This window comes from Aeromonas sp. R9-2 (assembly GCF_040908025.1).
Taxonomy (GTDB): Bacteria; Pseudomonadota; Gammaproteobacteria; order Enterobacterales; family Aeromonadaceae; genus Aeromonas; species Aeromonas veronii.
In genome coordinates, this window is record NZ_JBFOCX010000024.1 from 123036 (window position 1) to 147795 (window position 24760).

24 protein-coding genes and 1 pseudogene are annotated in these 24760 nt (G+C 61.7%); 21 read left to right on the forward strand and 4 right to left on the reverse strand.

Annotated elements, in window-relative coordinates; all coding sequences use genetic code 11:
* Window positions 1-5: 5 nt before the first annotated feature.
* Window positions 6-1034, reverse strand: coding sequence for a phage shock protein operon transcriptional activator (gene pspF / locus AB5Y71_RS09710; RefSeq protein ID WP_115521818.1), 1029 nt, complete (start codon window positions 1032-1034; stop codon window positions 6-8).
* A gap of 196 nt (window positions 1035-1230) precedes the next feature.
* Between pspF and pspA the strand changes: the two genes are divergently transcribed.
* From pspA to AB5Y71_RS09800, 18 genes and pseudogenes are all read left to right on the forward strand, one after another.
* Window positions 1231-1917 (forward strand): phage shock protein PspA, encoded by a 687-nt coding sequence (pspA, locus tag AB5Y71_RS09715; protein ID WP_005361184.1) that lies wholly within the window; start codon window positions 1231-1233, stop codon window positions 1915-1917.
* Between the two features lie 3 nt (window positions 1918-1920).
* A complete protein-coding gene (pspB, locus tag AB5Y71_RS09720; RefSeq protein ID WP_005333672.1) occupies window positions 1921-2157 on the forward strand; it encodes an envelope stress response membrane protein PspB in 237 nt (78 codons plus the stop codon).
* Window positions 2154-2558: an envelope stress response membrane protein PspC gene (gene pspC / locus AB5Y71_RS09725; protein WP_005333670.1), complete on the forward strand. Its 405-nt coding sequence runs from the start codon at window positions 2154-2156 to the stop codon at window positions 2556-2558. The genes pspB and pspC overlap by 4 nt, the downstream gene beginning before the upstream one ends.
* Before the next feature lie 145 nt (window positions 2559-2703).
* Complete coding sequence (locus AB5Y71_RS09730) at window positions 2704-4110, forward strand: YcjX family protein (RefSeq protein ID WP_368171468.1); 1407 nt, start codon at window positions 2704-2706, stop codon at window positions 4108-4110.
* A gap of 53 nt (window positions 4111-4163) precedes the next feature.
* Window positions 4164-5195 (forward strand): YcjF family protein, encoded by a 1032-nt coding sequence (locus AB5Y71_RS09735; RefSeq protein ID WP_368171469.1) that lies wholly within the window; start codon window positions 4164-4166, stop codon window positions 5193-5195.
* Window positions 5196-5385: 190 nt separating this feature from the next.
* Window positions 5386-6309 (forward strand): LysR family transcriptional regulator, encoded by a 924-nt coding sequence (locus tag AB5Y71_RS09740; RefSeq protein WP_005346246.1) that lies wholly within the window; start codon window positions 5386-5388, stop codon window positions 6307-6309.
* 197 nt (window positions 6310-6506) lie between these two features.
* The gene (locus AB5Y71_RS09745) at window positions 6507-7652 is read left to right on the forward strand and encodes an ABC transporter substrate-binding protein (RefSeq protein WP_368171470.1); all 1146 of its coding nucleotides are present in this window, start codon (window positions 6507-6509) and stop codon (window positions 7650-7652) included.
* A 143-nt stretch (window positions 7653-7795) separates the two neighbouring features.
* Window positions 7796-8809: an ABC transporter ATP-binding protein gene (locus AB5Y71_RS09750; RefSeq protein WP_368171471.1), complete on the forward strand. Its 1014-nt coding sequence runs from the start codon at window positions 7796-7798 to the stop codon at window positions 8807-8809.
* A complete protein-coding gene (locus AB5Y71_RS09755) occupies window positions 8806-9774 on the forward strand; it encodes an ABC transporter permease (RefSeq protein WP_005346227.1) in 969 nt (322 codons plus the stop codon). The genes AB5Y71_RS09750 and AB5Y71_RS09755 overlap by 4 nt, the downstream gene beginning before the upstream one ends.
* 35 nt (window positions 9775-9809) lie before the next feature.
* Window positions 9810-10637, forward strand: a complete 828-nt coding sequence (locus tag AB5Y71_RS09760) for an ABC transporter permease (RefSeq protein WP_005352644.1) — start codon at window positions 9810-9812, stop codon at window positions 10635-10637.
* 29 nt (window positions 10638-10666) lie between these two features.
* Window positions 10667-12097 carry a gamma-aminobutyraldehyde dehydrogenase gene (locus AB5Y71_RS09765; RefSeq protein WP_042657595.1) on the forward strand — a complete coding sequence of 477 codons (1431 nt, stop codon included), beginning with the start codon at window positions 10667-10669 and terminating at the stop codon, window positions 12095-12097.
* Window positions 12098-12249: 152 nt separating this feature from the next.
* Window positions 12250-13044 (forward strand): phenylalanine 4-monooxygenase, encoded by a 795-nt coding sequence (phhA, locus tag AB5Y71_RS09770; RefSeq protein WP_115521826.1) that lies wholly within the window; start codon window positions 12250-12252, stop codon window positions 13042-13044.
* A gap of 63 nt (window positions 13045-13107) precedes the next feature.
* On the forward strand, window positions 13108-13446 hold the full coding sequence (locus tag AB5Y71_RS09775) for a 4a-hydroxytetrahydrobiopterin dehydratase (RefSeq protein WP_019444917.1): 339 nt from the start codon (window positions 13108-13110) through the stop codon (window positions 13444-13446).
* 29 nt (window positions 13447-13475) lie between these two features.
* Window positions 13476-13565: pseudogene (locus AB5Y71_RS09780) on the forward strand (4a-hydroxytetrahydrobiopterin dehydratase); the annotation flags it as partial.
* Between the two features lie 148 nt (window positions 13566-13713).
* Window positions 13714-15261 (forward strand): transcriptional regulator TyrR, encoded by a 1548-nt coding sequence (gene tyrR, locus AB5Y71_RS09785; RefSeq protein ID WP_005333656.1) that lies wholly within the window; start codon window positions 13714-13716, stop codon window positions 15259-15261.
* 188 nt (window positions 15262-15449) lie between these two features.
* Entirely contained in the window at window positions 15450-16007 is a 558-nt protein-coding gene (locus tag AB5Y71_RS09790; RefSeq protein WP_227342662.1) for a YfiR family protein, read from the forward strand.
* Entirely contained in the window at window positions 16004-17233 is a 1230-nt protein-coding gene (locus AB5Y71_RS09795; RefSeq protein WP_005361161.1) for a diguanylate cyclase, read from the forward strand. The genes AB5Y71_RS09790 and AB5Y71_RS09795 overlap by 4 nt, the downstream gene beginning before the upstream one ends.
* A gap of 35 nt (window positions 17234-17268) precedes the next feature.
* Window positions 17269-17757: an OmpA family protein gene (locus tag AB5Y71_RS09800; protein WP_005333642.1), complete on the forward strand. Its 489-nt coding sequence runs from the start codon at window positions 17269-17271 to the stop codon at window positions 17755-17757.
* 95 nt (window positions 17758-17852) lie between these two features.
* On the opposite strand, the gene AB5Y71_RS09805 is transcribed toward AB5Y71_RS09800, so the two are convergent.
* Entirely contained in the window at window positions 17853-18590 is a 738-nt protein-coding gene (locus AB5Y71_RS09805; protein WP_127006498.1) for a TerC family protein, read from the reverse strand.
* Window positions 18591-18710: 120 nt separating this feature from the next.
* Between AB5Y71_RS09805 and AB5Y71_RS09810 the strand changes: the two genes are divergently transcribed.
* From AB5Y71_RS09810 to AB5Y71_RS09820, 3 genes are all read left to right on the forward strand, one after another.
* A complete protein-coding gene (locus AB5Y71_RS09810) occupies window positions 18711-19826 on the forward strand; it encodes an ATP-NAD kinase family protein (RefSeq protein WP_307896670.1) in 1116 nt (371 codons plus the stop codon).
* Between the two features lie 99 nt (window positions 19827-19925).
* Window positions 19926-20204: a YfcL family protein gene (locus AB5Y71_RS09815; RefSeq protein ID WP_005333639.1), complete on the forward strand. Its 279-nt coding sequence runs from the start codon at window positions 19926-19928 to the stop codon at window positions 20202-20204.
* A gap of 98 nt (window positions 20205-20302) precedes the next feature.
* Entirely contained in the window at window positions 20303-21967 is a 1665-nt protein-coding gene (locus tag AB5Y71_RS09820; RefSeq protein WP_005333638.1) for an AMP-binding protein, read from the forward strand.
* 109 nt (window positions 21968-22076) lie between these two features.
* Here AB5Y71_RS09820 and AB5Y71_RS09825 read toward each other — a convergent pair whose 3' ends face one another.
* A complete protein-coding gene (locus AB5Y71_RS09825; RefSeq protein WP_042052882.1) occupies window positions 22077-23240 on the reverse strand; it encodes a PLP-dependent aspartate aminotransferase family protein in 1164 nt (387 codons plus the stop codon).
* Window positions 23241-23373: 133 nt separating this feature from the next.
* Window positions 23374-24411 carry an isopenicillin N synthase family dioxygenase gene (locus tag AB5Y71_RS09830; RefSeq protein ID WP_368171472.1) on the reverse strand — a complete coding sequence of 346 codons (1038 nt, stop codon included), beginning with the start codon at window positions 24409-24411 and terminating at the stop codon, window positions 23374-23376.
* Between the last annotated feature and the right edge of the window lie 349 nt (window positions 24412-24760).

Here is a 24760-nt window from a genome sequence, read left to right on the forward strand (position 1 = left end):
CTCCTTCACTCTTGTTCTGCATCGTTATCGCCATCCAGCAGCTGATATTTGCGTAGCATGCCACGGAACTGGTGATAGCTTAAGGCCAGCAGTTGAGCGGCTTTGCGCTGATTATACTGGGATTGCTGCATCGCTTGCTTGAGTAAATTAATCTCGTACTCCGCCACCGCCTGCTTGAGATCGAGCGGCAGGGCGAGGGGGGATGCAGATTGTACCTCGCTTCGGGCCTCTTGCGCAGGTTGCGTGACCTGTGGTCGCCAGGGGGAATCAAACGGGTTGAGCACCAGGGTCGAGAGCGGCAGCTGGGGATTGCCCTGACGATAGATGCTGCGCTCCACCACGTTCTTCAGCTCCCGCACGTTGCCCGGCCAGTGGTAATCCAGCAGTAGCTGGGTTGCCTTGCGCGAGAAACCGGCAAACAGCGGATACCCAAGCTCCCGGGTCATGCTGTGGGCGAAGTGCTCCGCCAGCATCAGGATATCTTCCCGCCGCTCCCGCAAGGGGGGGAGGGTGATCACATCAAACGCGAGCCGGTCGAGCAGATCGTGGCGAAACTGCCCCTTGTTGGCCAGCGCAGGGAGATCCTCGTTGGTGGCGCAGACCAGTCGCACATCAACCTTGAGGGGCTTGGCCCCACCCACCCGCTCGAACTCGCCATACTCGATGACCCGCAGCAACTTCTCCTGCACCCTGGCGCTGGTGGTGGCCAGCTCGTCGAGGAAGAGGGTGCCGCCATCGGCCCGCTCGAAGCGGCCCTGATGGCGCTTGGCCGCGCCGGTAAACGATCCCGCTTCGTGACCGAACAGCTCGGTCTCCAGCAGGCTCTCGCTCAGGGTGGCGCAGTTGATGGTGACAAAGCTTTGATCCCAGCGCGCCGAGAGATAATGTAGGCGGTGGGCGATCAGCTCCTTGCCCGTCCCCCGCTCACCGATGATCAGCACGGGTTTGCGCAGCGGGGCGAGCCGTGAGGCCTGCTCAATGATCTCGAGAAATGCGTTGGATTCCCCCAGCAGGCTTTCCGTGGCCGTGGTCATAGTGATCCCTGTCAGTTGTAAAAGCTGGTCAATCTTACCAAAAGTTGGTGATTTTAATCATCACTTGCGCGAGGCATCTTGCAATCCGGCTATTCTGCCCCATATAAATCAACAAGTTAAATTTTTTTCCAGATTGGCACACAAGTTGCCATTGTCAATGGAGAAACAACGCCATGCCAATAACAGGAGTGCAATCATGAGTATTTTTTCCCGTCTGGCCGACATCATCAATTCCAACCTGACGGCCCTGCTCGACAAGGCAGAAGATCCCCAGAAGATGGTGCGCCTGATCATCCAGGAGATGGAGGACGAGCTGGTCAAGGAGCGTTCCAATCTGGCCCGCTTCCTCGCCAGCCAGAAAGAGATTGGTCGTCAGGTCGCCCGTCATCAGGAGCGGGTCGACGAGTGGCAAGCCAAGGCCGAGCTGGCCCTGACCAAAGGGCGTGAAGATCTGGCACGCGCCGCCCTGATCGAGAAGAAAAAGCAGACCGAGTTGTCAGAGACCCTCTACCGCGAGCAGCAGGCGGTCGACAGCGGCATCGAGAAGCTGGGTGAGGAGATCCGCCAGCTCGAAGCCAAGCTGGAAGATGCCCGCGCCCGTCAAAAGGCGATGGCCATTCGCACCGAAGCGGCCAGCAGCCGTCTCAATGTGCAGAGCCAGGTAGCCCGTGGCGAGAGCCAGGCGGTGGTGAGCAAGTTTGAGCGGATGGAGCGTCGCATCGACGAAATGGAAGCGCGCGCCGATCTGGGACAGTCCGACAAGGCGCTGGCGCAGCAGTTTGCCGAGCTGGAAGTGGACGATCAGATAAGCCGCGAGTTGGAAGCCATGCGCCAGAAGCTGGGTCAGGGCGACAGCAAAAGCGAAGGCAAACAGGGGGAGTAACAGATGGAAGATCTGCTGGGCGTATTGATGGTTCCCATGGTGGTCTTCATGGTGGTGGTGGCCCCCATCTGGCTGGTGCTGCACTATCGTGCCAAGGGGCGGATTGGCGCCGGTCTTGCTGATAGCGAGCGGGAACAGCTGCAAGGGCTGCTGGCTCGCACCGAGAAGATGCAGGAGCGAGTCGGTGCGCTGGAATCGATCCTGGATGCGGAAGTACCCGGTTGGAGGAACAAGGTATGAGCAGTGTCAGTCGTGAAGGGCGTAACCTCTATCGCGATCCCCAGCGTGGCAAGATAGCCGGGATCTGTGCCGGTTTGGCTGAGTATTTCGGGGTGGAGACCTGGATCGTGCGGCTGCTCGCCATCAGTGGCCTTATCTTCGCCGGTTTCATCACCTTCACCGCCTATATCGCCGCCTGGTTCCTGCTCGACAAAAAGCCGGTCACCCTCTATTCGCAAGAGGATGCCGACTTTGCCGAGGTGCGGATGAAGGCGCGTAGCTGGCAGGCGGGGATCACCCCTCATCAGGCGCTGGGCCGCATCGCGCAGGAACTTGACGCGCTGGAGCCCAGAGTTCAGCGGATCGAGAAGCTGGTGACCTCCAGGGAGTTCACCCTGCAGCGGGAGTTTCGCAAGCTGTAGTTCTTGCTCAAGCACTCAATGTCGATGGTGGAATCTTCTGCGATGATCCACCATCGACGACAACTATCCAGACGTGGATAAGCGGTCGACCTCTCGCACGGCTGAGCACGCCGGATGCAACCACCAAGGGAGAACGGATCAAGCCTTGATACTCAATAAACTGGAACAGAAGTTGACTCGCCTGCAACACAAGGCGAACGACGTGGTGAACCGGGTGCGGGATCGCCATATTCGGCTGGCGGTGACCGGCCTTTCTCGCAGCGGCAAAACCGCCTTTATCACGGCGCTGGTCAACCAGCTGGAACACGCGGCCATCGATGGCCGTTTGCCGTTGTGGGATGCCCTGCGTCAGGGGCGCATCCTCGGCGCCCGCCGGGTGCCGCAGCTCAATGCCCACATCCCCACCTTTGCCTACGAGCGTGGCCTCGACTCCCTGTTTGGCGAGCCACCGACCTGGCCCGAGCCCACCCGCGGCGTGGCCGAAGTGCGCCTCGAAATCCGTTATCGCACCCGTCATCCCCTGCGCAAGCATCTGGGGGAGATCTCCACCCTCTACGTGGATCTGGTGGACTACCCCGGGGAGTGGCTGCTCGACTTGCCGCTCCTTGAGATGAGCTACGAGCAGTGGAGCGAACAGGTGCGCGAGCAGCTGCGTCGCCCAGAGCTACAGGCACTTGCCGCCAGCTGGCTGACACCCGGGTGGCAGGTCGATCAGCGCTTCGAAGAGCGGCCGGTAGCTGAGCTTGCCGAGCGCTACACCGCCTATCTGCATGCCTGCAAACAGGAGCTGGGATTGCACCTTATTCAACCCGGTCGCTTCGTGTTGCCGGGGGAGTATGCCGGTGCCCCCATGCTGCAATTTGTCCCCTGGGTGTGGGAGATGCCTGTCGGCGAGCCCGCCGATGGCACTCTTTACGCCACTCTCAAGCAGCGCTTCGAGCAGTACAAACAGCATCTGGTGCAGGGTTTTTATGAGCAGCACTTTGCCGGCTTTGATCGCCAGATCGTGCTGGTGGATTGCCTGCAGCCCCTCAACGCCGGGGCAGCCAGCTTTGGCGACATGCAGCAGGCCATTGCCCGCATCATGGAGAGCTTTGCCTACGGCAAGAGCAACTGGTGGCGGCGACTCTTCTCGCCCCGTATCGACAAGCTGCTGTTTGTGGCGAGCAAGGCCGATCACGTCACCCCCGAACAGCATGCCCCCATGGTCTCACTTCTGCAGCATCTGGTGCGCAGCGGCCGCGGCCAGGCCCGTTTTGAGGGGATCACCACCGAGTGTCTGGCGCTCGCCGCCATCAAGGCGACCGAGGTGGGCAAGGGGGTGGCCAATGGCCGCGAGTTTCCGGCCATCCGCGGCACCAGTCTGAGCGGTGAGCCGCTGCTGCTGTTCCCCGGAGAGGTGCCGCCTCATATTCCCCCCGCACAGTGGTGGAACAGTCAGGGTTTTGATTTTCAGGCGTTTCGCCCCATGCCCATGAGCCCCCATCAGGCGCTGCCCCATATCCGGCTCGATGCGGCGCTGGAGTTTCTGCTCGGGGATCACCTCGAATAACGGTGTGCGGTCTTGGCACCTGAGCCGAAGGCTGCGCACAGGAGAACAATGCGATGAACGATCAGATAAAAGAGCGGCCACCGCTGCAGGGCAAGGTGATCCTTGAGCCAGCCTTGACGGTGGCCAGTGACGAGCGACCGCCCGCACCGGCCCAGCGGCTGGAGGAGGCGAGTTTCGAGCGCCTCGACGAGCTGGACGAGTTCACCGAGGTGGAGCCCGCCCTGGTCATCAAACCGCGCCGCCGCCATCGGGTGCTGGCGTGGGGGCTGGGGGCAGTCGGTCTGCTCTCGTTGGGCCAATATGGCGCCTTCCTTTACGATCAATTCCTCACCACCCCGCTCTGGGGCAGCGCCTGGCTGGCGGCCTCGGCGCTGGTGGCGGCGGGCACCGCCAGCGTGGTGGGGCGCGAGTGGCTGCGGCTGCGCACCCTCAAGCGGCGTCAGGATGTGCGCTCGCGAGCAGAAGATCTGCTGGCCCATCAGGGAGTCGGGCAGGGGCAGGCCTTTTGCGAAGGGTTGGCGGTCAAAAGTGGCGACAAGGGGCGCGAGGGGTATCAAACCTGGCTGGCCCAGCTCGATGAGAGCCACAGCGATCGGGAAGTGCTGACCCTCTATAGCCAGCTGGTACTCGGCGAGCGTGACAAGCTGGCGCAGGCGCGGGTGGCCAAATGGTCGGGGGAGGCCGCCGTGCTGGTGGCGCTCAGCCCGCTCGCCACCGTCGACATGATGCTGATGCTGTGGCGCAACCTGCGGATGATCGAGGATATCGCCGATGTCTATGCCATCGAACTTGGCTACTGGAGCCGCATACGCCTCATCCGTCAGGTGTTTCGCAACATGCTCTACGCCGGTGCCACCGAGCTGGTGACCGAGGTGGGGATGGACTTGCTGGGTGCCGAGTTTGCCGCCAAGCTCTCTGCACGCGCCGCACAAGGGGTGGGGGCCGGGCTGCTCACCGCTCGCCTTGGCCTGCGCACCATCGAAGCGTGCCGCCCGCTGCCCTGGTGTGCGGACGAGAAACCCAAACTGGGAGAGCTGCGCAAGCGGCTGATCGGCCAGTTGGCGGGGTATCTCAACAAATCCTGATAGCCCTGTCTGCACCTTGCTGCGATGACCCATGCTCCTGTTGTGCTCGCCAAGCCGCAGGGGCATGGTTTTAATCGGCAGATCATTGAGTTGGCAGCAGTGCCCGGTTTTGGCGAGACGCCCGTTTACGGTTAAGCTGGCAGTCAATCTTACCAATCACACCAATAGTACCAATCGGCAAGGATGCCCGATGAACTTTACCTTTCGCCAGATCCGTTATTTTGTGGCCGTGGCCGACAGCTTTTCAGTGAGCCGCGCCGCCGCCGAGCTGCATATCTCCCAGTCGGCGGTGACCAGCGCCATTCGCGAGCTGGAGACCGAGCTCGGCGCCCCGCTATTCGAGCGCAATCCGCGCGGCGTCACCCTCACCACTCAGGGGCACCAGTTTTTGCTCCACGCCCGCCGCATTCTCGGCGCCATGACCGAGGCGAGCCACTCCCTCAAAGCAGTAGCCCAGCAGGATCAGGGACGGCTCACTATAGGTGTGACCACCTTGGTGGCGGGTTACTACCTCTCAGAGGCGCTCGGCCGTTTTCGCCGCGCCTTTCCGGCGGTACAGATCGAGGTGAAGGAGGATGAACAGCCTTTTCTGGAGCACCAGATCGTCAACGGTGAGGTAGATGTGGGGATCCTGATGACCAACCGCACCATCCGGCAAGAGGCGTTTGATACCGAATTGCTGACCCGTTCGCCGCTGCGGCTCTGGCTGGCCGCCAACCACCCGCTCTGCGCCGAGTCGACCCTCTCGCTCACCGCGCTGGGGGAGGAGCCGATGATCTCGCTGACCGCCGATCAGCTGGATCAGATCATCGGTGGCGGCCTGCGCCGCTACGGCATCTCCCCCCGTATCGTGCTGCGCACCGCATCGGTGGAGGCGGTGCGCAGTCTGGTGGCCAGCCAGCTCGGGGTCGCCCTGTTGCCCGACTTTGCCTATCGCCCCTGGTCGCTGGAGCAGGAGCGGGTCGAGGCGCGCCCCATCAAGGAGCCCATTCCCGCCATCGATATCGGGCTGGTGTGGCGCCGTGGTTCTCGGCTGGATTGGACGGCGCGGGAATTTATCGATATTGCGCGGGATCAGAGCCGGTTGAGAGCTCGTCAGGCGCTCCCTCGCTAGCCATCTCTTGCGGGGTAGCCACCAAAAATCAGATTCATCTGCACTCGATATCGATTTAGCTGATACCTGAGCCATCAAAAATTGAAATATTCATCGTATTGCCACTCCCCTAAGCTCATTGCTGGTTAACAGGATGTTAACGCCCGCGGTGGCGTTCCTTCACCTGATGCAAGTCAACACAATGCAAGGAGTGCATGATGAAATTGACCCCTCTGATGCTGGCTCTTGTGCCGGCGCTGCTGGCTGGCCAGACCCAGGCTGCCCCGACCGAGCTCGGCAAGGGTGAAGGCCAGCTCAATATCGTGGCCTGGGCTGGCTACGTTGAGCGTGGCGAGACCGACAAGAACTACGACTGGGTGACCGGATTCGAGAAAGAGACCGGCTGCAAGGTGAGCGTCAAGACGGCGGCCACCTCGGACGAGATGGTGGCGTTGATGAACGAGGGGGGCTTCGATCTGGTGACCGCCTCCGGCGATGCCAGTCTGCGTCTGATTGCCGGTGGCAAGGTGCAGCCGCTCAATCTGGCGCTCATCCCGAGCTACAGCAAGATTGATCCCCGGCTGCAAAATGCCCCCTGGCACACTGTGGATGGCAAGCACTACGGCGTCCCCTACCAGTGGGGCGGCAATATCCTGATGTACAACACCAAGGTGTTCCCCAAGGCACCGGACTCCTGGAACGTGGTGTTCGAGGAGCAGACTCTGGCGGATGGCAAATCCAACAAGGGGCGGGTGCAAGCCTTTGACGGCCCGATCCACATCGCCGATGCCGCCCTCTATCTGATGACCCATCAGCCTGCCCTGGGCATCAAGGATCCTTACGAGCTGAACGAGGATCAGTACAAGGCCTCCCTCGATCTGCTGCGCAAGCAGCGCCAGCTGGTGGGACGCTACTGGCATGATGCCTTCGTCCAGATCGATGACTTCAAGAATGAAGGAGTGGTTGCGTCAGGCTCCTGGCCGTTCCAGGCCAATACCCTGATCGCCGACAAGCAACCCATCGCCACCACTGTGCCCAAAGAGGGAGTGACTGGTTGGGCCGATACCAGCATGGTGCACAGCGATGCCAAGAACCTCACCTGCGCTTACAAGTGGCTGGAGCACTCCCTGAGCAACAAGCTGCAGGGGGATCTCGCCGCCTGGTTTGGCTCGGTGCCTGTGGTGCCTGCCGCCTGCGAGGGCAATGCCCTGCTGGGCCCGACCGGGTGCAAAACCAACGGTATCGACAACTTCGATCGGGTTCGCTTCTGGCGCACTCCGGTCTCCCAGTGCAAGAGCCAGGGAACTTGCGTGCCCTATTACCGCTGGGTTTCCGACTATATCGCCATTCTGGGCGGTCGCTGAGGTGGGGTGAGCAAGGTGGTCGGAACAGCTGCCACCTTGCCAACGGCAGGGGAGCTGCGCCTCCTCTGCACGACTGCCGAGAGCGGATAATCAAGCGGGCCGGACAGGAGTCCGGCCCATCCCAGCACAGACAAGGACGCCCCATGAACGCCGTACAATTTGACCGGGTCAGCCGCCACTATGGCGAGGTGAAGGCGGTCGATGACATCTCTTTCCAGATCCCCTCCGGGGAATTCTTTACCCTGCTGGGGCCGAGCGGTTCCGGCAAGACCACTTGCCTGCGGATGATCGCGGGCTTCGAGTACCCGAGCGACGGGGAGATCCGCCTGTTTGGCGAACCCTGCTCCACCGTGCCGCCCTATGATCGCAACCTCAACACCGTGTTTCAGGACTATGCCCTGTTTCCCAACATGGATGTGCGCGACAACATCGGCTATGGCCTGATGCTCAAGGGGGTCGCCAAGGCGGAGCGTTACCGCAAGGTGGACGAGATGCTGGAGCTGGTGCGACTGCCCGGGGTCGGCAAGCGCCGCCCAAGCCAGCTCTCCGGCGGCCAGCGCCAGCGCATCGCCATCGCCCGGGCGCTTATCAACCAGCCACGCATCCTGCTGCTGGATGAGCCGCTGGGGGCCCTCGATCTCAAGTTGCGCGAGCAGATGCAGCTTGAGCTCAAGGCGTTGCAACGCCAGTTGGGCATCACCTTTATCTTCGTCACCCACGATCAGCAGGAGGCGCTCTCCATGAGCGACCGGCTCTGCATCTTCAGTCAGGGCAAGATCGAGCAGATCGCTGCGCCCGATACTATCTACGACGCTCCGGCGACGCCGTTTGTGGCCCGCTTCGTCGGTACCGTCAATCTGTTCGAAGGGGAGCAGGCCAGACGGCTGTGCGGCGACGGCAGCCAGATGATGGTGCGCCCGGAGCGGATCCGGCTCGCTGAGGCGGGCGCGCCGGGCTGGTCGGGGGAGATCCGCGAGGTGGAGTATCTGGGTCCCTTCGTCCGTTATCGGGTTGATCTCGGGGAGCAGCTCGAGATCATCGTCAACCACCCCAATGAGGGGCAGGCCCGTCTGGCCCGTGGCTGCAGGGTCAGCCTCAGCTGGCCGGAGCAGGCCATCCACCGCCTGAGCGGTGCCCATCAGGGGGCGCAGCCATGAGTGCCCCTCACAGTGCGAGTCTTGCCATGAACCATCAGCCCGAACCTGCCCGTTTCAGGCCGCTGCGGCGCCTCTCGACCCTGCTCTATGGGCGGCCCGGCCTGCTGCTGGCGATCCTGCTGGGGCCGCCGCTGCTGTGGCTCGGCATCATCTACGTCGGCTCCTTGCTGATGTTGCTCTCCAACTCCTTGTTCGGGCTGGACGAGTTCAGCGGTCAGGTGCGCCACGAGCTGGGGCTGCAAAACTTCGTCGCCCTGCTACGGCCGGAGAATCTGGATGTGATCGGCCGCACCGTCGGCATGTCGCTGCTGGTGACCCTGGCCTGCGCCCTGCTCGGTTTTCCGGTTGCCTACTACATGGCGCGCTACACCAGTGGCAAGACCCGGGCGCTGTTCTATGTGGGGATCATGCTGCCGCTCTGGTCCAGCTATCTGGTGCGGGTCTACGCCTGGAAGCTTATTTTGGCCAAGGAGGGGGTAGTAAGCTGGCTGGCCGACAGCATGGGGCTGGAGTGGCTGCTCGATGCCATCCTCTCCCTGCCGGTGATAGGTGGCCCGTCGCTCTCCTTCTCGCGGCTCGGCACCTTTATCGTGTTCGTCTATGTCTGGCTGCCCTTCATGATCCTGCCCATTCAGGCGGCGGTGGAGCGTATTCCGCGATCCCTGCTGGAGGCGAGCAGCGATCTGGGGGCGACACCCGCCCAGACCTTTCGCAACCTGATCCTGCCGCTGGCGTTGCCCGGTGTGGTGGCGGGCTCCATCTTCACCTTTTCGCTGACCCTCGGTGATTACATCATCCCCGGCATCATCGGCAACTCGACCATGTATATCGGTCAGGTGGTCTACATGCAGCAGGGAACGGCGGGCAATCTGCCCTTTGCCGCCGCCTTCTCGCTGGTGCCGATCCTTATCATCGCCATCTATCTGGCGATTGCGAAACGGTTAGGAGCCTTTGATGCGCTTTGACCCTATCGCTTTGAACCGGCAGCAAGGAGGCCGTCATGTCAGCTAGCTCAGTGAGCCGTCAGGGAGAGCGCCCTTCGGGCCTGCTCAAGTACGCCGCCATCGGTGGACTCTTGTTCCTGCACTTTCCCATTCTGTTTATCTTCCTCTACGCCTTCACCAGCGAGAGCAAGAGTTACCAGTTTCCGCCCCCCGGACTCACCCTCAAGTGGTTCGAGGTGACCCTCAATCGCCCCGATGTGTGGCGTGCCATCCAGCTGTCACTGGAGGTCGCGGGGCTGGCGACACTGGCGGCCATGATCCTCGGCACCTTGGCAGCAGGGGCCATTGCTCGCAGCCGCTTTTTCGGTCAGGAGGTGGTGTCACTGCTGCTGGTGCTGCCCATCGCGCTGCCCGGTATCGTCACCGGTATCGCGCTGCGCTCGGCCTACGGCTTGATGGAGATCCCGTTCAGCTTCTGGACCATCGTTATCGGCCACGCCACCTTTTGCGTGGTGGTGGTCTACAACAATGCGCTGGCCCGTTTTCGCCGCACCAACCAGAGCCTCATCGAGGCGTCGATGGATCTCGGGGCCGACGGCTTCCAGACTCTGCGCTACGTGATCCTGCCCAATCTGGCCACGGCGCTGCTGGCGGGGGGCATGCTGGCCTTTGCCCTGAGTTTTGACGAAGTGATCGTCACCACCTTTACGGCGGGCCAGCAGACCACCCTGCCCATCTGGATGTATCAGGAGCTGATCCGCCCCCGTGACAGGCCGGTCACCAACGTGGTGGCCCTCATCATAGTGGCCTTCACCACTATCCCTATTTTGCTTGCCTACTACCTCACTCGCGACACCCATGATGTCGCTGGCAGTGGCAAATGATGACTCAACGCGTGCGCAAGGATGCAACCATGAAACTCTCTACCCAACTCTTGATTGATGGCCAGTTTGTGACCGGCGAGGGGCAGGCCGAACCCATTCTCAACCCGGCCAATGGCGAGCAGATCGCCGCCGTACCCGAAGCCTCGTTCGAACAGGTGAACCGGGCGGTGAACGGTGCCCAGCGCGCCTTCGCCCAGTGGAGCCGCACCACCCCGGCAAGCCGCAGCAACCTGCTGCTGCGTCTGGCGGATCTCGTCGAGCGCCACGCCGAGGAGTTCGCGGCGCTGGAATCCCTCAACTGCGGCAAACCCTATCTGGCAGTGCTCAACGACGAGCTGCCCGCGGTGGTGGACTGCTTCCGCTTCTTTGCCGGGGCGGCCCGCTGCCTGCAAGGGCCGCTGGCGGGGGAGTATCTCGAGGGGCACACCAGCATGATCCGCCGCGACCCCATAGGTGTTGTGGGCAGTATCGCCCCCTGGAATTATCCGCTGATGATGGCGGCCTGGAAGATGGCGCCGGTGCTGGCGGCGGGCAATACGGTGGTGCTCAAACCCTCCGAACAGACCCCGCTCACCGCGCTGCGTTTGGCGGAGCTGGCCAGCGAGATCTTCCCCCGCGGCGTCATCAACGTCATCTGCGGGCGGGGCGAGAGTGTGGGGGCGCCGCTGGTGGAGCACCCGCTGGTGCGGATGGTGTCGCTCACCGGCGATATCGCCACCGGCCAGAAGATCCTGCAAAGCGCCGCCCGTACCATGAAGCGCACCCACCTTGAACTGGGGGGCAAGGCGCCGGTGATCATCTTCGACGATGCGGATCTGGAGGCGGTGGTGGCGGGTATTCGCACCTTCGGTTTCTACAATGCAGGGCAAGATTGCACCGCTGCCTGCCGTATCTATGCCCAGGGCAAAATCTACGACAAGTTCGTCGCGGCCATGACCGAGGCGGTGGCCTCCATCAAGGTGGGCAGCCAGTACGAGGAGGGTGTGGAGATGGGGCCGCTCATCTCGGACCGGCAGCGCAACCGGGTTGCCAGCTTTGTCGAGCGGGCCCAGAGCAGCGGTCATGTGGAGGTGACGGCGGGGGGCAAGATCCGCCCCGGCAACGGCTTCTTCTTCGAGCCGACCCTGATTGTCGGGGCCCGGCAGGAGGATGAGATCGTGCGCCGCGAGGTGTTTGGCCCTGTGGTGTCGGTGACCCGTTTCAACGATGCCGAGCAGGTGGTGCAGTGGGCCAACGACTCGGACTATGGTCTCGCCTCGTCGGTCTGGACCCGGGATTTGAGCCTCGCCAGCAAGGTGGCCAGCCACCTGCAATATGGTTGCACCTGGATCAATACCCACTTCATGCTCACCTCCGAGATGCCCCACGGCGGCATGAAGATGTCGGGCTACGGCAAGGATCTCTCCCTCTATGCGCTGGAGGATTACACGGTGCCGCGCCATATCATGGTCAAGCTGTAGTGGGGACTGGCTAGCTAGTTGTCACAATTTATTTACAACTGTTTCAGGCAGCCGACTCATGGGGCGGCTGCTTTTTTTGTTGCCATTTCGTTACAGTGAAGCCGTGATGAAACGGCAAGGCGCCTGATGTGGCGCCAGAGGATGGAACCGCTATGGCAACCTTCTACACCGCCCACCAGCCGGATGCTGACGGGGTGATCCACTACAGCAACGAAGAGCACGGCACCTGGCAGATCCTGATCGAACGTCAGTTCGCCGCTCTCGATGGCAAGGGGTGTGACGAGTATCTGGCCGGTCTCGACAGACTGGGGCTGCCCCGTGATCGCATCCCCCAGCTGGCCGAGATCAACGCCGTCTTGCAGCCTGCGACCGGCTGGTCGGTGGCGGCAGTACCTGCACTTATCTCGTTCGATCGCTTCTTCGCCCTGCTGGCCAATCGCCAGTTTCCGGTGGCCACCTTTATCCGGCGCCGGGACGAGCTCGACTACCTGCAAGAGCCGGATATCTTTCACGAGATCTTCGGCCACTGCGCCATGCTGACCAATCCGGCCTTTGCCCACTTTACCCACCTCTATGGCCAGCTTGGCCAGCAGGCGAGCAAGGAGCAGCGGGTTTTTCTGGCGCGGCTCTACTGGTTCACCGTGGAGTTTGGCCTCTTGGCGACGCCTGACGGGCTGCGTATCTACGGTGGCGGCATTCTCTCCTCCATCGGCGAGACAGCTTATGCCCTTTCTGGCAAGCCGCTGCTGCAACCCTTCGATCTACTGACTGTGCTGCGCACCCCGTATCGCATCGACATCATGCAGCCCACCTATTTTGTGCTGCCGAGTCTCGATCATCTCTACCAGCTGACCGGGGAGGAGATCATGGCTGCTCTGGCCGAGGCCAGTCGGCTTGGCCTCTATCCGCCGCGCTTTGAGGTTCCCGCTGGCAAACAGGCGAGCTGACCAAAGGCAAACAACCCTATTTCATTTTCATTAATTTTTCATTAATTCAAGCAGGAGTAACCCATGTCCGAACTGGCCAGCCAGCAGTGTGAAGCGTGTCGCGCCGATGCCCCCAAGGTGAGCGATGAGGAGCTGCGCGAGCTGATGCAGCTTATTCCCGACTGGCAGCCGCTGGTGGAGGAGGGGGCGCTGCAACTGCGGCGGGAATTTACGTTTCGCAACTTCAAGGAGGCGTTGGCGTTTACCAACCGCCTGGGGGAGCTGGCGGAAGCGGAGTTCCATCATCCGGCCATCCTGACCGAGTGGGGCAAGGTGACCGTCAGCTGGTGGACCCACAAGATCGGCGGCTTGCACCGCAACGACTTCATCATGGCTGCACGCACGGATGAGCTGCTGAAGTGAACGCCACCACTCATCCAGTGAGCGATATGGTGATCGTCAGCTGGTGGATGCATAAGATCGGCGGTTTGCATCGCAACGGCTTCATCATGGCGGCGCGCACCGATCAGTTGCTCCGGTAATCGCGCCCCACACCAGCGTCATCGGTTGACCCGGGCCTGCCTGCGAAAGCGGGGCAGGCCCGCATTTTTATGGGCTGGCGCTCGCACTGGGGGGATCGAGACTGTATTATCCGCTCATTCATAGAGTTAGCTAGGAAGTGTGTCCCGAATGCGTCTTGAAGTCAGCTGTGAAGACCGCCTGGGCCTGACCCGGGAACTGCTCGACCGCCTGGTGGAGCACAATATCGATCTGCGCGGCATCGAAATCGATACCTCAGGCATCATCTATCTCAACTTTCCCGAGCTGGAGTTCAGTGATTTTCAGCACCTGATGCCGGAGATCCGCCGTATTCCCGGCGTCTACGACGTCAAGACCATCCCCTACATGCCTTCCGAGCGAGAGCATCACGAGATCGAGGCGCTGCTCAAGGCGCTGCCGGATCTGGTCTTCTCCCTCGACAGCAAGGGCAAGGTGACCCAGGCCAACCAGTCTGCCCTCACCACCCTCGGCTTGCCGGTGGAGGAGGTGCGCGGGGTGGCGCTCGGTTCGCTGGTCAAGGGTTTCTCTTTCACCCGCTGGCTGGAGGCGAGTGAGATCAAGCCGCAGACCTGCAAGCTCAGTTTCAATGGCGAAGAGTATCTGGCGGATCTGATGCCGCTGTTCGTGGCGGAAGCCCGCGGCAAGCAGGCGCTGGCCGGTGCCGTGGTGGTGCTCAAATCTGCCCGTCGGGTCGGCCTGCACTTCAGCGCGCTTCATGCGGTGGAAGTGGGGGGCTTCGAGCATCTGCAGGCCGAGAGCCCCAAGATGAAAGAGGTGCTGTCGCAAGCGCGCAAACTGGCGATGCAGGACGCGCCGCTGCTGATTGTCGGTGAGACCGGTACCGGCAAGGAGCTGCTGGCCCGTGCCTGTCACGGGGCCAGCCTGCGCTCCAGCCACCCCTTTATGGCCCTCAACTGCGCCGCCATGCCCGATAACGTGGCCGAGAGCGAGCTGTTTGGTTATGCCCCCGGCGCCTTTGGCAACAACACCGAGGGCAAGCGCGGCGTGCTGGAGCTGGCGAGCGGCGGCACCCTGATGCTGGACGAGATCGGCGATATGTCTCCCCATCTGCAGACCAAGTTTTTGCGGGTGCTGCAGGATGGGGTGTTCCGCCGGGTCGGTGACGAGCAGGAGGTGAAGGTCAACGTGCGTTTCATCTGCACCACTCAGAAGCAGTTGCTGGATCTGGTGCACGAAGGAACCTTCCGCGAGGATCTCTACTATCGCCTCAACGTGCTCAGTCTGGCGCTGCCCCCCCTGCGCGAGCGCAAGGCAGACATCATGGTGCTGGCCCAGCAGTTTGTCTCCCGCTTTGCCAGCGAGTTGCAGCGACCCCGTCCGCGCTTTACCCGCAACATGGCCGACTACCTGACCGCCTACCGCTGGCCGGGCAACGTGCGTCAGCTGCGCAACTGTCTCTACCGCGCCATGACACTGCTGGAAGGGGATGAGCTGGGGCCCGAGCAGATCGACCTGCCGGTGGCGGCCGATACCATGCCGCTGATCGACGAGTGGTTTGAGGGGAATCTCGACGATGCGGTGAAGCGCTTCGAGAGCCAGCTGCTGGCCCGGCTCTATCCCGCCTTCCCGTCGACCCGTCAGTTGGCCAAACGCCTGGGCGTGTCGCATACCGCCATCGCCAACAAGCTGCGGGAATATGGCATCAGCAAGAAGTAAGTTGTTCCGGATGCCAGCCAACAGAGAGCCCGTCACCAGACGGGCTCTCTGTTTTCTTTACACGGCTTCCGGGCGGGAGGGCTTCGGGAGACTTGTCAGGCCAGTGTCCACCAACTTACTATCTGGATACATGTACCCGAACCGCCATGCCACTGCAGCGGTGTTGTCAAGGCGGCCACTTCCCGATCATGCTGTTACTCTTTTCTCCCCGTTTCGCCGCTCGCCTGGCGCCCTTGCTGTTAGGGTTTGGTCTGCTGTTGCCTCACGCGCTGGCGGAAACGGCCGCAGAGAGCCGGGCGACGGCGGTCAGAGAGCTGGTGCTCGATATCCTGAGTTACACTCGCTGGCCCACCGAGCCTGCGGTGCTGCGCCTGTGTGTGGCGGCGCCGACGGAGTATGCCGGAGCCCTCTTTACCATCGATCGTCAGGCCAATGGCCGTGCCGTGCAGGTCAATCGCTACGACGCGAGTGATCCGGCCATCAGTGATAATTGCGATGTGCTCTATCTCGGCGTCGTCGACGAGCCGACCCGGATTGCGTTGTTTGCGCGCTTGCAGGGTCATTCAGTGCTCAGCATCAGCGAATACAACCACGACTGTTCCACCAGCTCGGTGTTCTGTCTGCAGACCGAGCCACAGAGTGTGCGAGTGCGGTTTAAAGTGAACCTCGATGCCCTGGCCCTGAGCGGCGTACGAGTACATCCCGCTGTGCTCAAGCTGGCCCGTGCCGACAAGGGGGTCCCATGAGGCGACAGGTGAGCGCGGCTCCCCGCCGTCTGACCCTGCGTCAGAGCCTGGGGCGAACCCATCTGGTGGCCGCCATCACAGCCGTCAGTGTGGCGGGACTCTTTTTTACTCTGGTGGCCCTGCTGGTAGTGCGTTTTTACGCCGACCACAATCTGGAGCTGGTAGCCCGCGCCATCAGCTACAGCGCCGAGGCGGCGGTGGTGTTCCATGATGAGGAGGCGGCGAGCGAGGCGCTCAGTGGCATCGTTGCCAAGGAAGAGGTGGCCCAAGCCACTATCGTACTGACCAATGGTCAGCTGCTCGCCAGTTGGGAGCGCCCCAGAAGCAACCCGCTGGTGACGCTCGAAGACTATCTGGCCCAACTGCTGATGCCGGGGCCTGTCAAGCTCCCCATGCTGCGGGGTGGCGAGCAGATCGCCACCATCGAGCTGCGCGGCCACGGTGAATATCTGTTGCTGTTTTTGCTCTCGGCGCTGCTGGTGATGGTTGTTTGTCTGATGCTGAGCGCCATGGTGGCACTCTATGTGGCTGACCGGATGCAGGTCTCCATCACCGCACCGCTGCGCAAACTGGCACTTGTCGCCCACTCGGTACGTCGACAACGCACCCTGGGGATGCGGGCGCCACCGGCCGATATCGTCGAGATTAACGAGCTGGGGGATGACTTCAACTCCCTGCTGGACGAGCTGCAAGCCTGGCAGGCCCAGCAGGCCCGCGAAAATGCCAGCCTGCTCCATCAGGCGACCCACGATGCCCTCACCGGACTGCCCAATCGTGCCCTGTTTGAAGCGCGGCTCGCGCAGGCCATCTCCCTCGGCGAGCAAGAGGGGTTTGCGCTGCTCTATCTCGACTGCGATCGTTTCAAGCAAATTAATGACACGCTGGGGCACAACGCCGGTGACGATGTGCTGATCGCGCTCTCAAGACGGGTGCAACATCAGTTGCGTCCGGATGATCTGGTGTTTCGCCTCGGTGGTGACGAGTTTGCGGTGCTGGTTGGCCCACTCCAGCGACAGCATGAGGTGGAAGAGGTGATTGGCCGCATCCAGCAGGCGATGAGCGAACCGGTGGCGCTGCGTGACGGTCGTCAGCTGGTGGCCGAGGTGAGTGTCGGCTTTGCCGTCTATCAGGCGGGCATGAGTGCCAGCGTGCTGTGTGATCAGGCCGATGCGGCCATGTATCTGGCGAAACGGGCGCGCCGCAGCGAACAGCAAACCATCGCCTGACTGGCAAGAATAACAACATAAACAAGGAGCAAACCATGAAGATCACCCACCTGTTGAAAGTGACCCTGCTGGGGTTGATGTTGTCACTGCTGGCCGGTTGCCAGAGTGCCCCCAAGGGGTTGACCCCGGAGCAGATCGCTGTGCTCAAGGAGCAGGGCTTTTATCTGACCGATGAGGGGTGGACGCTGGATCTGGCCAACCGGGTGCTGTTTGCCAACAACGTGGGGGCGCTCAATCCCCAGACTCGTCAATCCGTTGAAAAACTGGGTAAAACACTGCTTGGCGTAGGGTTGGACAAGGCGCGGGTGGATGGCCACACTGACAATACCGGCGAGAGCAGCTACAACCAGCAGCTCTCCCTGAAGCGGGCCCAGTCGGTGGCCGATGTGCTGGTCTCGGTCGGCATGAAGCCAGCCAATCTGGAGATCCATGGCCGTGGCGAGACCATGCCGCTGGCAGATAACAAGACCAGAGAGGGCCGGGCCGCCAACCGCCGGGTTGCCATCGTCATCAGCGATCAATAACCCTTTCATCGTTTCGTTACCCATAAAAAAAGAGCGCCCGATCGGCGCTCTTTTTGATCGCGACAGCTGGGGTCGCGAGGGCATGTGGGGCAGGGTTACTGCGCGCTATTTTGCCCGCTATTGTCGTGATGGCTGCGCAGGCGGATGTTGATCATCTCCACCACCAGCGAGAAGGCCATGGCGAAGTAGATGTAGCCCTTCGGAATATGCAGGTCCATCCCCTCGGCCATCAGGGCGAAACCCACCAGGGTGAGGAAGGAGAGGGCCAGCATCTTGATGGTGGGGTGGCTGTCGACGAAATCACCGATGGATTTGGCGGCAAACATCATGATGAAGACGGCGATCATGATGGCCAGCACCATCACCGGCACGTGATCGGCCATGCCGACCGCGGTGATCACCGAGTCGAGGCTGAACACGATATCGAGGATGGCGATCTGGATCAGGGTGCTGATAAAGCCCGAGGCCGCTTTGCTGACGCTTTCCGGCTCGGCCGCCCCTTCCAGGGTGACGTGGATCTCGTGGGCACTCTTGCCGATGAGGAACAGGCCCCCCAGCAGCAGGATCAGATCGCGGCCGGAGATGGCTTCACCCAGCACGGTGAAGAGCGGGTCGGTGAGGCGCATCACCCAGGCCAGCGAGAGCAGCAGCAGGATCCGGGTACCCATGGCAAGCCCCAGACCCAGAATGCGCGCTTTTTGACGCTGCGCCTCCGGCAGGCGACCGACCAGGATGGAGATAAAGATGATGTTGTCGATGCCCAGCACGATCTCGAGCAGGGTAAGGGTGGCGAGTGCGACCCAGGCAGAGGGATCAAGAACCCATTCCAGCATGATTGAACCTTGGTTGAAAATTGGTTGGAAAATTGAAGCAGCGCATTCTAGCAGGGGCGCCACTGCTTGTCCCAGAGGGGGGAAAAGATAAAAATGGTGGCCATCGCAAGGGAGGCAGGTATGTTTCGATTAGGGTTCATCATTAATCCGGTCGCCGGGATTGGCGGCGCAGTGGGGCTCAAGGGCAGTGACGGCGTGGTGGATGAGGCGCTTGCTCGTGGTGCCGTGCCCAAGGCGCAGGAGCGGGCGCGGCAAGCCTTGTTGCCACTGTGCGAGCTGAGCGTCCCGTTCGAACTGCTGACGGTGGCGGGAGAGATGGGGGAGGCGGTGGCCCGAGAGCTGGGATTGCCCTCACGGGTCATCTATCAACCGGTCGGGGAGAGCACCTCGGCCGATGATACCCGCCACGCCGCCGGGCTGATGCGCGAAGCCGGGGTCGATCTGCTGCTGTTTGCCGGTGGCGATGGCACGGCGCGGGATATCTGCGCCGCGGTGGGGGAGTCCTGCCATGTGCTCGGCATTCCGGCGGGGTGCAAGATCCACTCCGGCGTCTACGGGGTGACCCCCGCCGCCAGCGGGCGGGTGGTGGCGCGGATGATCGCAGGGGAACTGCTCAGCCTGATCGATGCCGAGGTGCGCGACATCGACGAGGAGGCGTTTCGCGCGGGCAAGGTGCGGGCCCGCCACTACGGCCAACTGAAGGTGCCCGGCGATCTGCGTTACGTACAGGCGGTCAAGCAGGGGGGAAAGGAGTCCGAAGAGCTGGTGTTGGCGGATCTCGCCGCCGGTGTGGTGGAGCAGATGGAGCCCGATACCCTCTATCTGATGGGCTCCGGCAGCACGGTGGCAGCCTGTATGGCAGAGCTCGGTCTGGAAAATACTTTGCTCGGTGTGGATCTGGTGGAAAATGGCCGACTTATCGGGCAGGATCTCAGCGCCGCCGAGATCCTGACCCGGATCCGCGGCCGTCGCTGCCGACTGATCATTACCCTGATAGGCGGACAGGGACATCTGTTCGGGCGCGGAAATCAGCAATTGAGTCCTGAGGTGATTCGGTGTGTCGGGCTGGAGAATATCCAGGTGCTGGCAACCAAAGCCAAGCTTGCCGCCCTTGCGGGCAGGCCGCTGCTGGTGGACACCGATGATCCCGAATTAAACCGGGCGTTGCGTGGTTATCTGCGAATAACCACGGGATACAAGGATCAGGTCATCTACCCGGTGGCCAACCCGGAATAGGACGCCAAGGACGCTGCTGGCCTGGCGCCAGAGAGCCGCAATCAACCGGATTGCGGTTCCATACCCCCGAATTTTTTGCCGCAAATGAGGCTGCGTTACATGACGATTCACGATTTTGAGCACAAGTTGTTGGGACTGATCGACAGCATGGTTGCCACCGCAACCGACGATGAGCTGTTTGCGGGGGGTTACCTGCGAGGTCATATCTCATTGGCCGTTGCCCGGGCCGAGCTGGAAGGCAAGACCCTGGTGCGGGACGTCAAGAGCTATGTGCTGCGCAGCCTCAACGAGGCGATCTTGCAAGGTGAGCTTTCTGAAGAGGATGAAAAACTGGTGCAGGCGATGTGGAGCCGTTTGCAACAAGACGCAGAAGCTTGATCGGATACACAATTCAAACTGAAGTTTGAGTTTATTCTTCCCCTGAAGTTAGTGAAAGGTTAATAATAAGTTTCGCCTTTTGTTTCAGGGATTAAACTATGGCCTCCTCCTCACGCATTGCCAATAAACTGCCGCTCGAGATGCTCTATCACTGGGAGCGGCAGTGTCCTGATCGAACCTACCTGCGTCAAACCATCAATCGCGAATATGTCGATTTCACCTGGGGTGAAGTGGCCGATGAAGCGCGGCGGATGGTGACGGCCTTGCGTCACCTCGGTCTGGTGGCCGGTGACAAGGTGGCGCTGCTCTCCAAGAACTGCGCCCAGTGGTTTATCGCCGATCTGGCGATGCAGATGGGGCAGTATGTGAGCGTGCCCATCTACCCGACTGCCAACGTCGACACCATCGAATATGTGCTGCGCCACAGCGAGGCCAAGGCGATCTTCGTCGGCAAGCTGGATGACTGGAAGAGTCAGGAGGCTGGCGTACCCGCCGATCTGCTGCGCATCGCCTTCCCCTATGACACCATGCCGGCCAGCCACCAGTGGGACGATCTGCTGGAGGCGCATGAGCCGATCCCTGACAGCCCGGTGCAGGCCCCTGACTCCCTGCTGAGTCTGGTCTACACCTCCGGCAGTACCGGCAAGCCGAAAGGGGCCATGCTGAGCGTCGAGCGCTACGCCTGGTCGTGCGAGAAGCTGGTGGAGACGGTGAGCCTGAGCCAGGCCGATCGGGGCTTCTCCTACCTGCCGCTGGCCCATATTACCGAGCGGGTCTACATCTACGGCGGTAGCCTCTATGGCGGTGCTACTATCGCTTTCCCCGAATCCCTCGATACCTTTATCGAAGATGTCAAACGTTGCCGTCCCACCGTCTTTATCTCGGTGCCACGACTGTGGGCCATGTTCCGCATCAAGATCCACGAGAAGCTGCCCCAGAACAAACTGGCGTTGCTGCTCAAGATCCCGCTTATCTCCGGCCTTATCAAACGCAAGCTGCAAAAGGGGTTGGGACTGGATCAGGCCCGGGTACTCGGCTGCGGCTCCGCGCCTGTCTCCCCAGCGCTGCTTGAGTGGTATCTGAGCATCGGCCTCAAGGTGACTGAAGCCTGGGGCATGACCGAGAACCACGCCTACTCCACCATCAACTACCCGTTCCGCGCCGACAAGATCGGCACCGTCGGCAAGGCGGGGATCGGGGTGACCATCAAGATCTCCGACGAGGGGGAGATCCTCTGCCGCTGCGAAGGGATGATGCTGGGTTACTACAAGGATCCCGAGCACAGCGCCGAGGCCATCGATGCCGAGGGGTGGCTGCACACCGGTGACATGGGCAAGCTGGACAAGGAGGGTTATCTCACCATCACCGGCCGGATGAAGGATGTGTTCAAGACCGCCAAGGGCAAGTATGTGGCGCCGGTGCCCATCGAGGGACTGCTGGGGCAGGAGCCCATCATCGAACAGCTCTGCGTGATTGGTTACGGCATGCCCCAGCCCATTGCGCTGGTGCAGCTGGCCGAGAGTGCCATGAAGGGCAATCGGGAGGAGGTCAACGCCAGACTGGAAGCGGCGCGGGTACGGGTCAACGATCAGCTGGAATCCCACGCCAAGATCCGCGGTATTCTGGTGGTGAAAACCCCTTGGAATATCGAAAACGGCGTGCTGACCCCCACCATGAAGATCAAGCGTCACTTGCTGGAGCAAAAGTACGCCCAGGTCGGGGATCGCTGGCCCTCATCCCAGGTGGTGGTGTGGGAGGAGTAAATCCCGTCTTTCCATAGCGCAACAAACAACAACGGCCCTTGATGGGCCGTTGTTGTTTTTGAGGCATATCACTCGCCGCTGTTTTGTCGGCGAGTAAAAGCGCGCCCGGTTAGATCTGCGCCAGCGCGGCGGCCAGATCGGCGATCAGATCGTCGGCATCTTCCACCCCGATGCTGAAGCGGATGAGGTCGTCGTTGACTCCGGCGGCGAGGCGGCTCGCCTCGTCCATGGCGGCGTGGGTGGTACTGGCCGGATGGCAAGCGAGGCTCTCGAGATCCCCCAGACTCACCGCCTGCACGAACAGCTGCAGGTTATCGAGCAGGGTGGCGCAGCGCTCAAACCCGCCTTCAAGTTCAATACTCACCATGCCGCCAAAGCCGCTGGCGAAGGCGCCGAGGGCATCGTGGCCCGGATGGTTGGCAAGCCCCGGGTAGATCACCTTCTTCACTGCCGGATGTGCCGCCAGAAACTCGGCCACTTTCTGGGCATTGTGCAGGTGGGCATCCATCCGCAGCGGCAGGGTCTTGACCCCGCGCTGCAGCAGGTAGGCCTCCTGCGGGCCGATGGGGGAGCCGATATGTTTGAGGGCCACGGTGCGGATCGACTTCATCAGGGCGTGGGAGCCCGCCACCACCCCGGCGATGATGTCGCCGTGGCCACCCAGATACTTGGTACCGCTGTGCATCACCACATCGACCCCGAGCTCCAGCGGACGCAGCAGGTAGGGGGTGAGGAAGGTGTTGTCACACACAGTGATGGCACCCACCTTGCGGGCTGCTTCCACCACCAGCCGCGGATCCACCACCTTGAGGGTGGGGTTGGTCAGGGTTTCGAACAGTACCACCTTGGTGGCGGGGCGGATGTTGGCCAGCAGATCCCGATCGCTCTCGTAGGCGGTGACTTTTATGCCGGCGCGGCTGAAGGTCTGCTTGAGGAAGGCATCGGTGCCGCCGTAGAGCGGGCCGATATAGGCCACCTCATCGCCGCTGTCGGCCAGCGCATACATGATGGCGCTCACCGCCGCCATGCCGCTCGCCACCACCAGCGCTTCATCGGCACCTTCCAGCGCCGCCAGTTTCTGCTCCAGCTCGGCAGTGGTGGGGTTGCCAAAGCGGCTGTAGATAAAGCCGGGGGCTTGACCTGCAAAGCGCTCCTTGCCCGCCTGGGCGTTGAAGTAGCTGAAGGTGCTGCTCTGGTAGAGCGGGGTGGTGAGGGCACCGGTCTGTGGGTCGATCCGCTGGCCGCTGTGTACGCTCATGGTCTTGAATTTCATCGTGTTGCTCCGTGATCGCCAGGCTCTGGCCATGACTTGTTTTGTTGTTCGTTGCTTGTTGTTTTTGTCAGCGCGGGTATGTGCATGCGGCTTGTGGCTTATGCATATACCCGCCTGTGGATCTCTGCGCTGCTTAGGCCGGTATCGCTTCGCTCTTTGTGCGCGGTAGGCGAGCGGGTTCCCCATAGTGGCGGGCCGCCACATCCGGGTGGGAGCGCAGCCGCCCTTTCAGCACGTTCTTCCCCACCTGATTAAAGAGCGGGTTGGTCGGGTCACTCTCCGGCCCTTGCGCCTGCGCTGCCAGCTCGGGGGAGAGGGTGAGTAGGGGCACGGTGGCATCGAGCCGCGCCGCCATAAAGAAGGCGCAGGAGAGGCGCGAGACGCCGGGCGGCTGGCTCACCACCCGATGCAGGGTCGCCTTGAGATAGCCGTTGGAGGCAAGCTCCAGCAGCTCGCCGATATTGACCACCAGCGCTCCCGGCAGGGGGGGCGCGGAGATCCAGCCGTCGGCCGTCTCGACCTCAAGCCCCGAGTGATTGTCCTGCATCACCAGCGTCAGGTAGCCAGGATCCTTGTGGGCGCCGACCCCCTGACTGCTGCCACCCGCCTCTTGCCCCGGGTAGTGAATGAGCTTCATGTGTTGGTAGGGGGCGCCGCGAATACTGTCGTCAAACACGTTGGCCGGTTGCTCCAGCACCTCGGCGAAGGCAGCGAGCAGGGTGAGGGTGATATCGCTCAGCCGCCCCTGCCACGCCAGCAGATGAGCTTTCATCTCTGGCAAGGCGGCCGGCCACTGGTTGGGGCCGATCAGCTGCTGCCAGGGTTCACGGATCTGCGCCACAGGCAGAGCCTGCGCCTCATTCATGATATCGAACTGCTCTCGCAGATCCGGCCGCTGGCGGGTTAGCTCGGCACCGACCCGGTTGTAGCCGCGAAAGTGGGGGCTGTTGACCATCTGCACCGTCAGCTTCTCCTGCTCCGGCAGGGCAAAGAAGCGCTCTGCCAGCGCCAGAATCTCTAGCATCTCAACCTTGCTCAAGCCGTGGCCGACCAGATAGAAAAAGCCCACATCGCGGGCGGCCGCGGCCAGCCTGGCCAGCATAGGGCGACGTACCTCGGGCGCCCCGTTGAGGGCAGCCAGATCGATGATCGGCAGTGGTGAATGTTCCATGTGCACCTCCTCACTCTTTCTTTATCTCTGGCGCCATCTCTTGCACTGCCTCCGCTGTTGGCAGACCTGATAAGCGGCGAACGGGATGGCGCGACAGTGTGGCGCCATCTGGGATAAAGGGGATGCTACTGTTCGGTGTTATAAGACGGAAACAACAAATTATTCTTAGTTATATACAAAATTCGAAATGGAATTCGGCGCCTGATGGGCTGAAGGTTTTTTGCGCAGCCATTGCGGGCTAAAGGGGCAACGATGAGAGGGCGAGTGATAACCAGAAGCAAGCTACCAGCGGCAAAAATGACCAAAACAGAAAATGGCCAAAACAGAAGGGAGGCGGATGCCTCCCTTC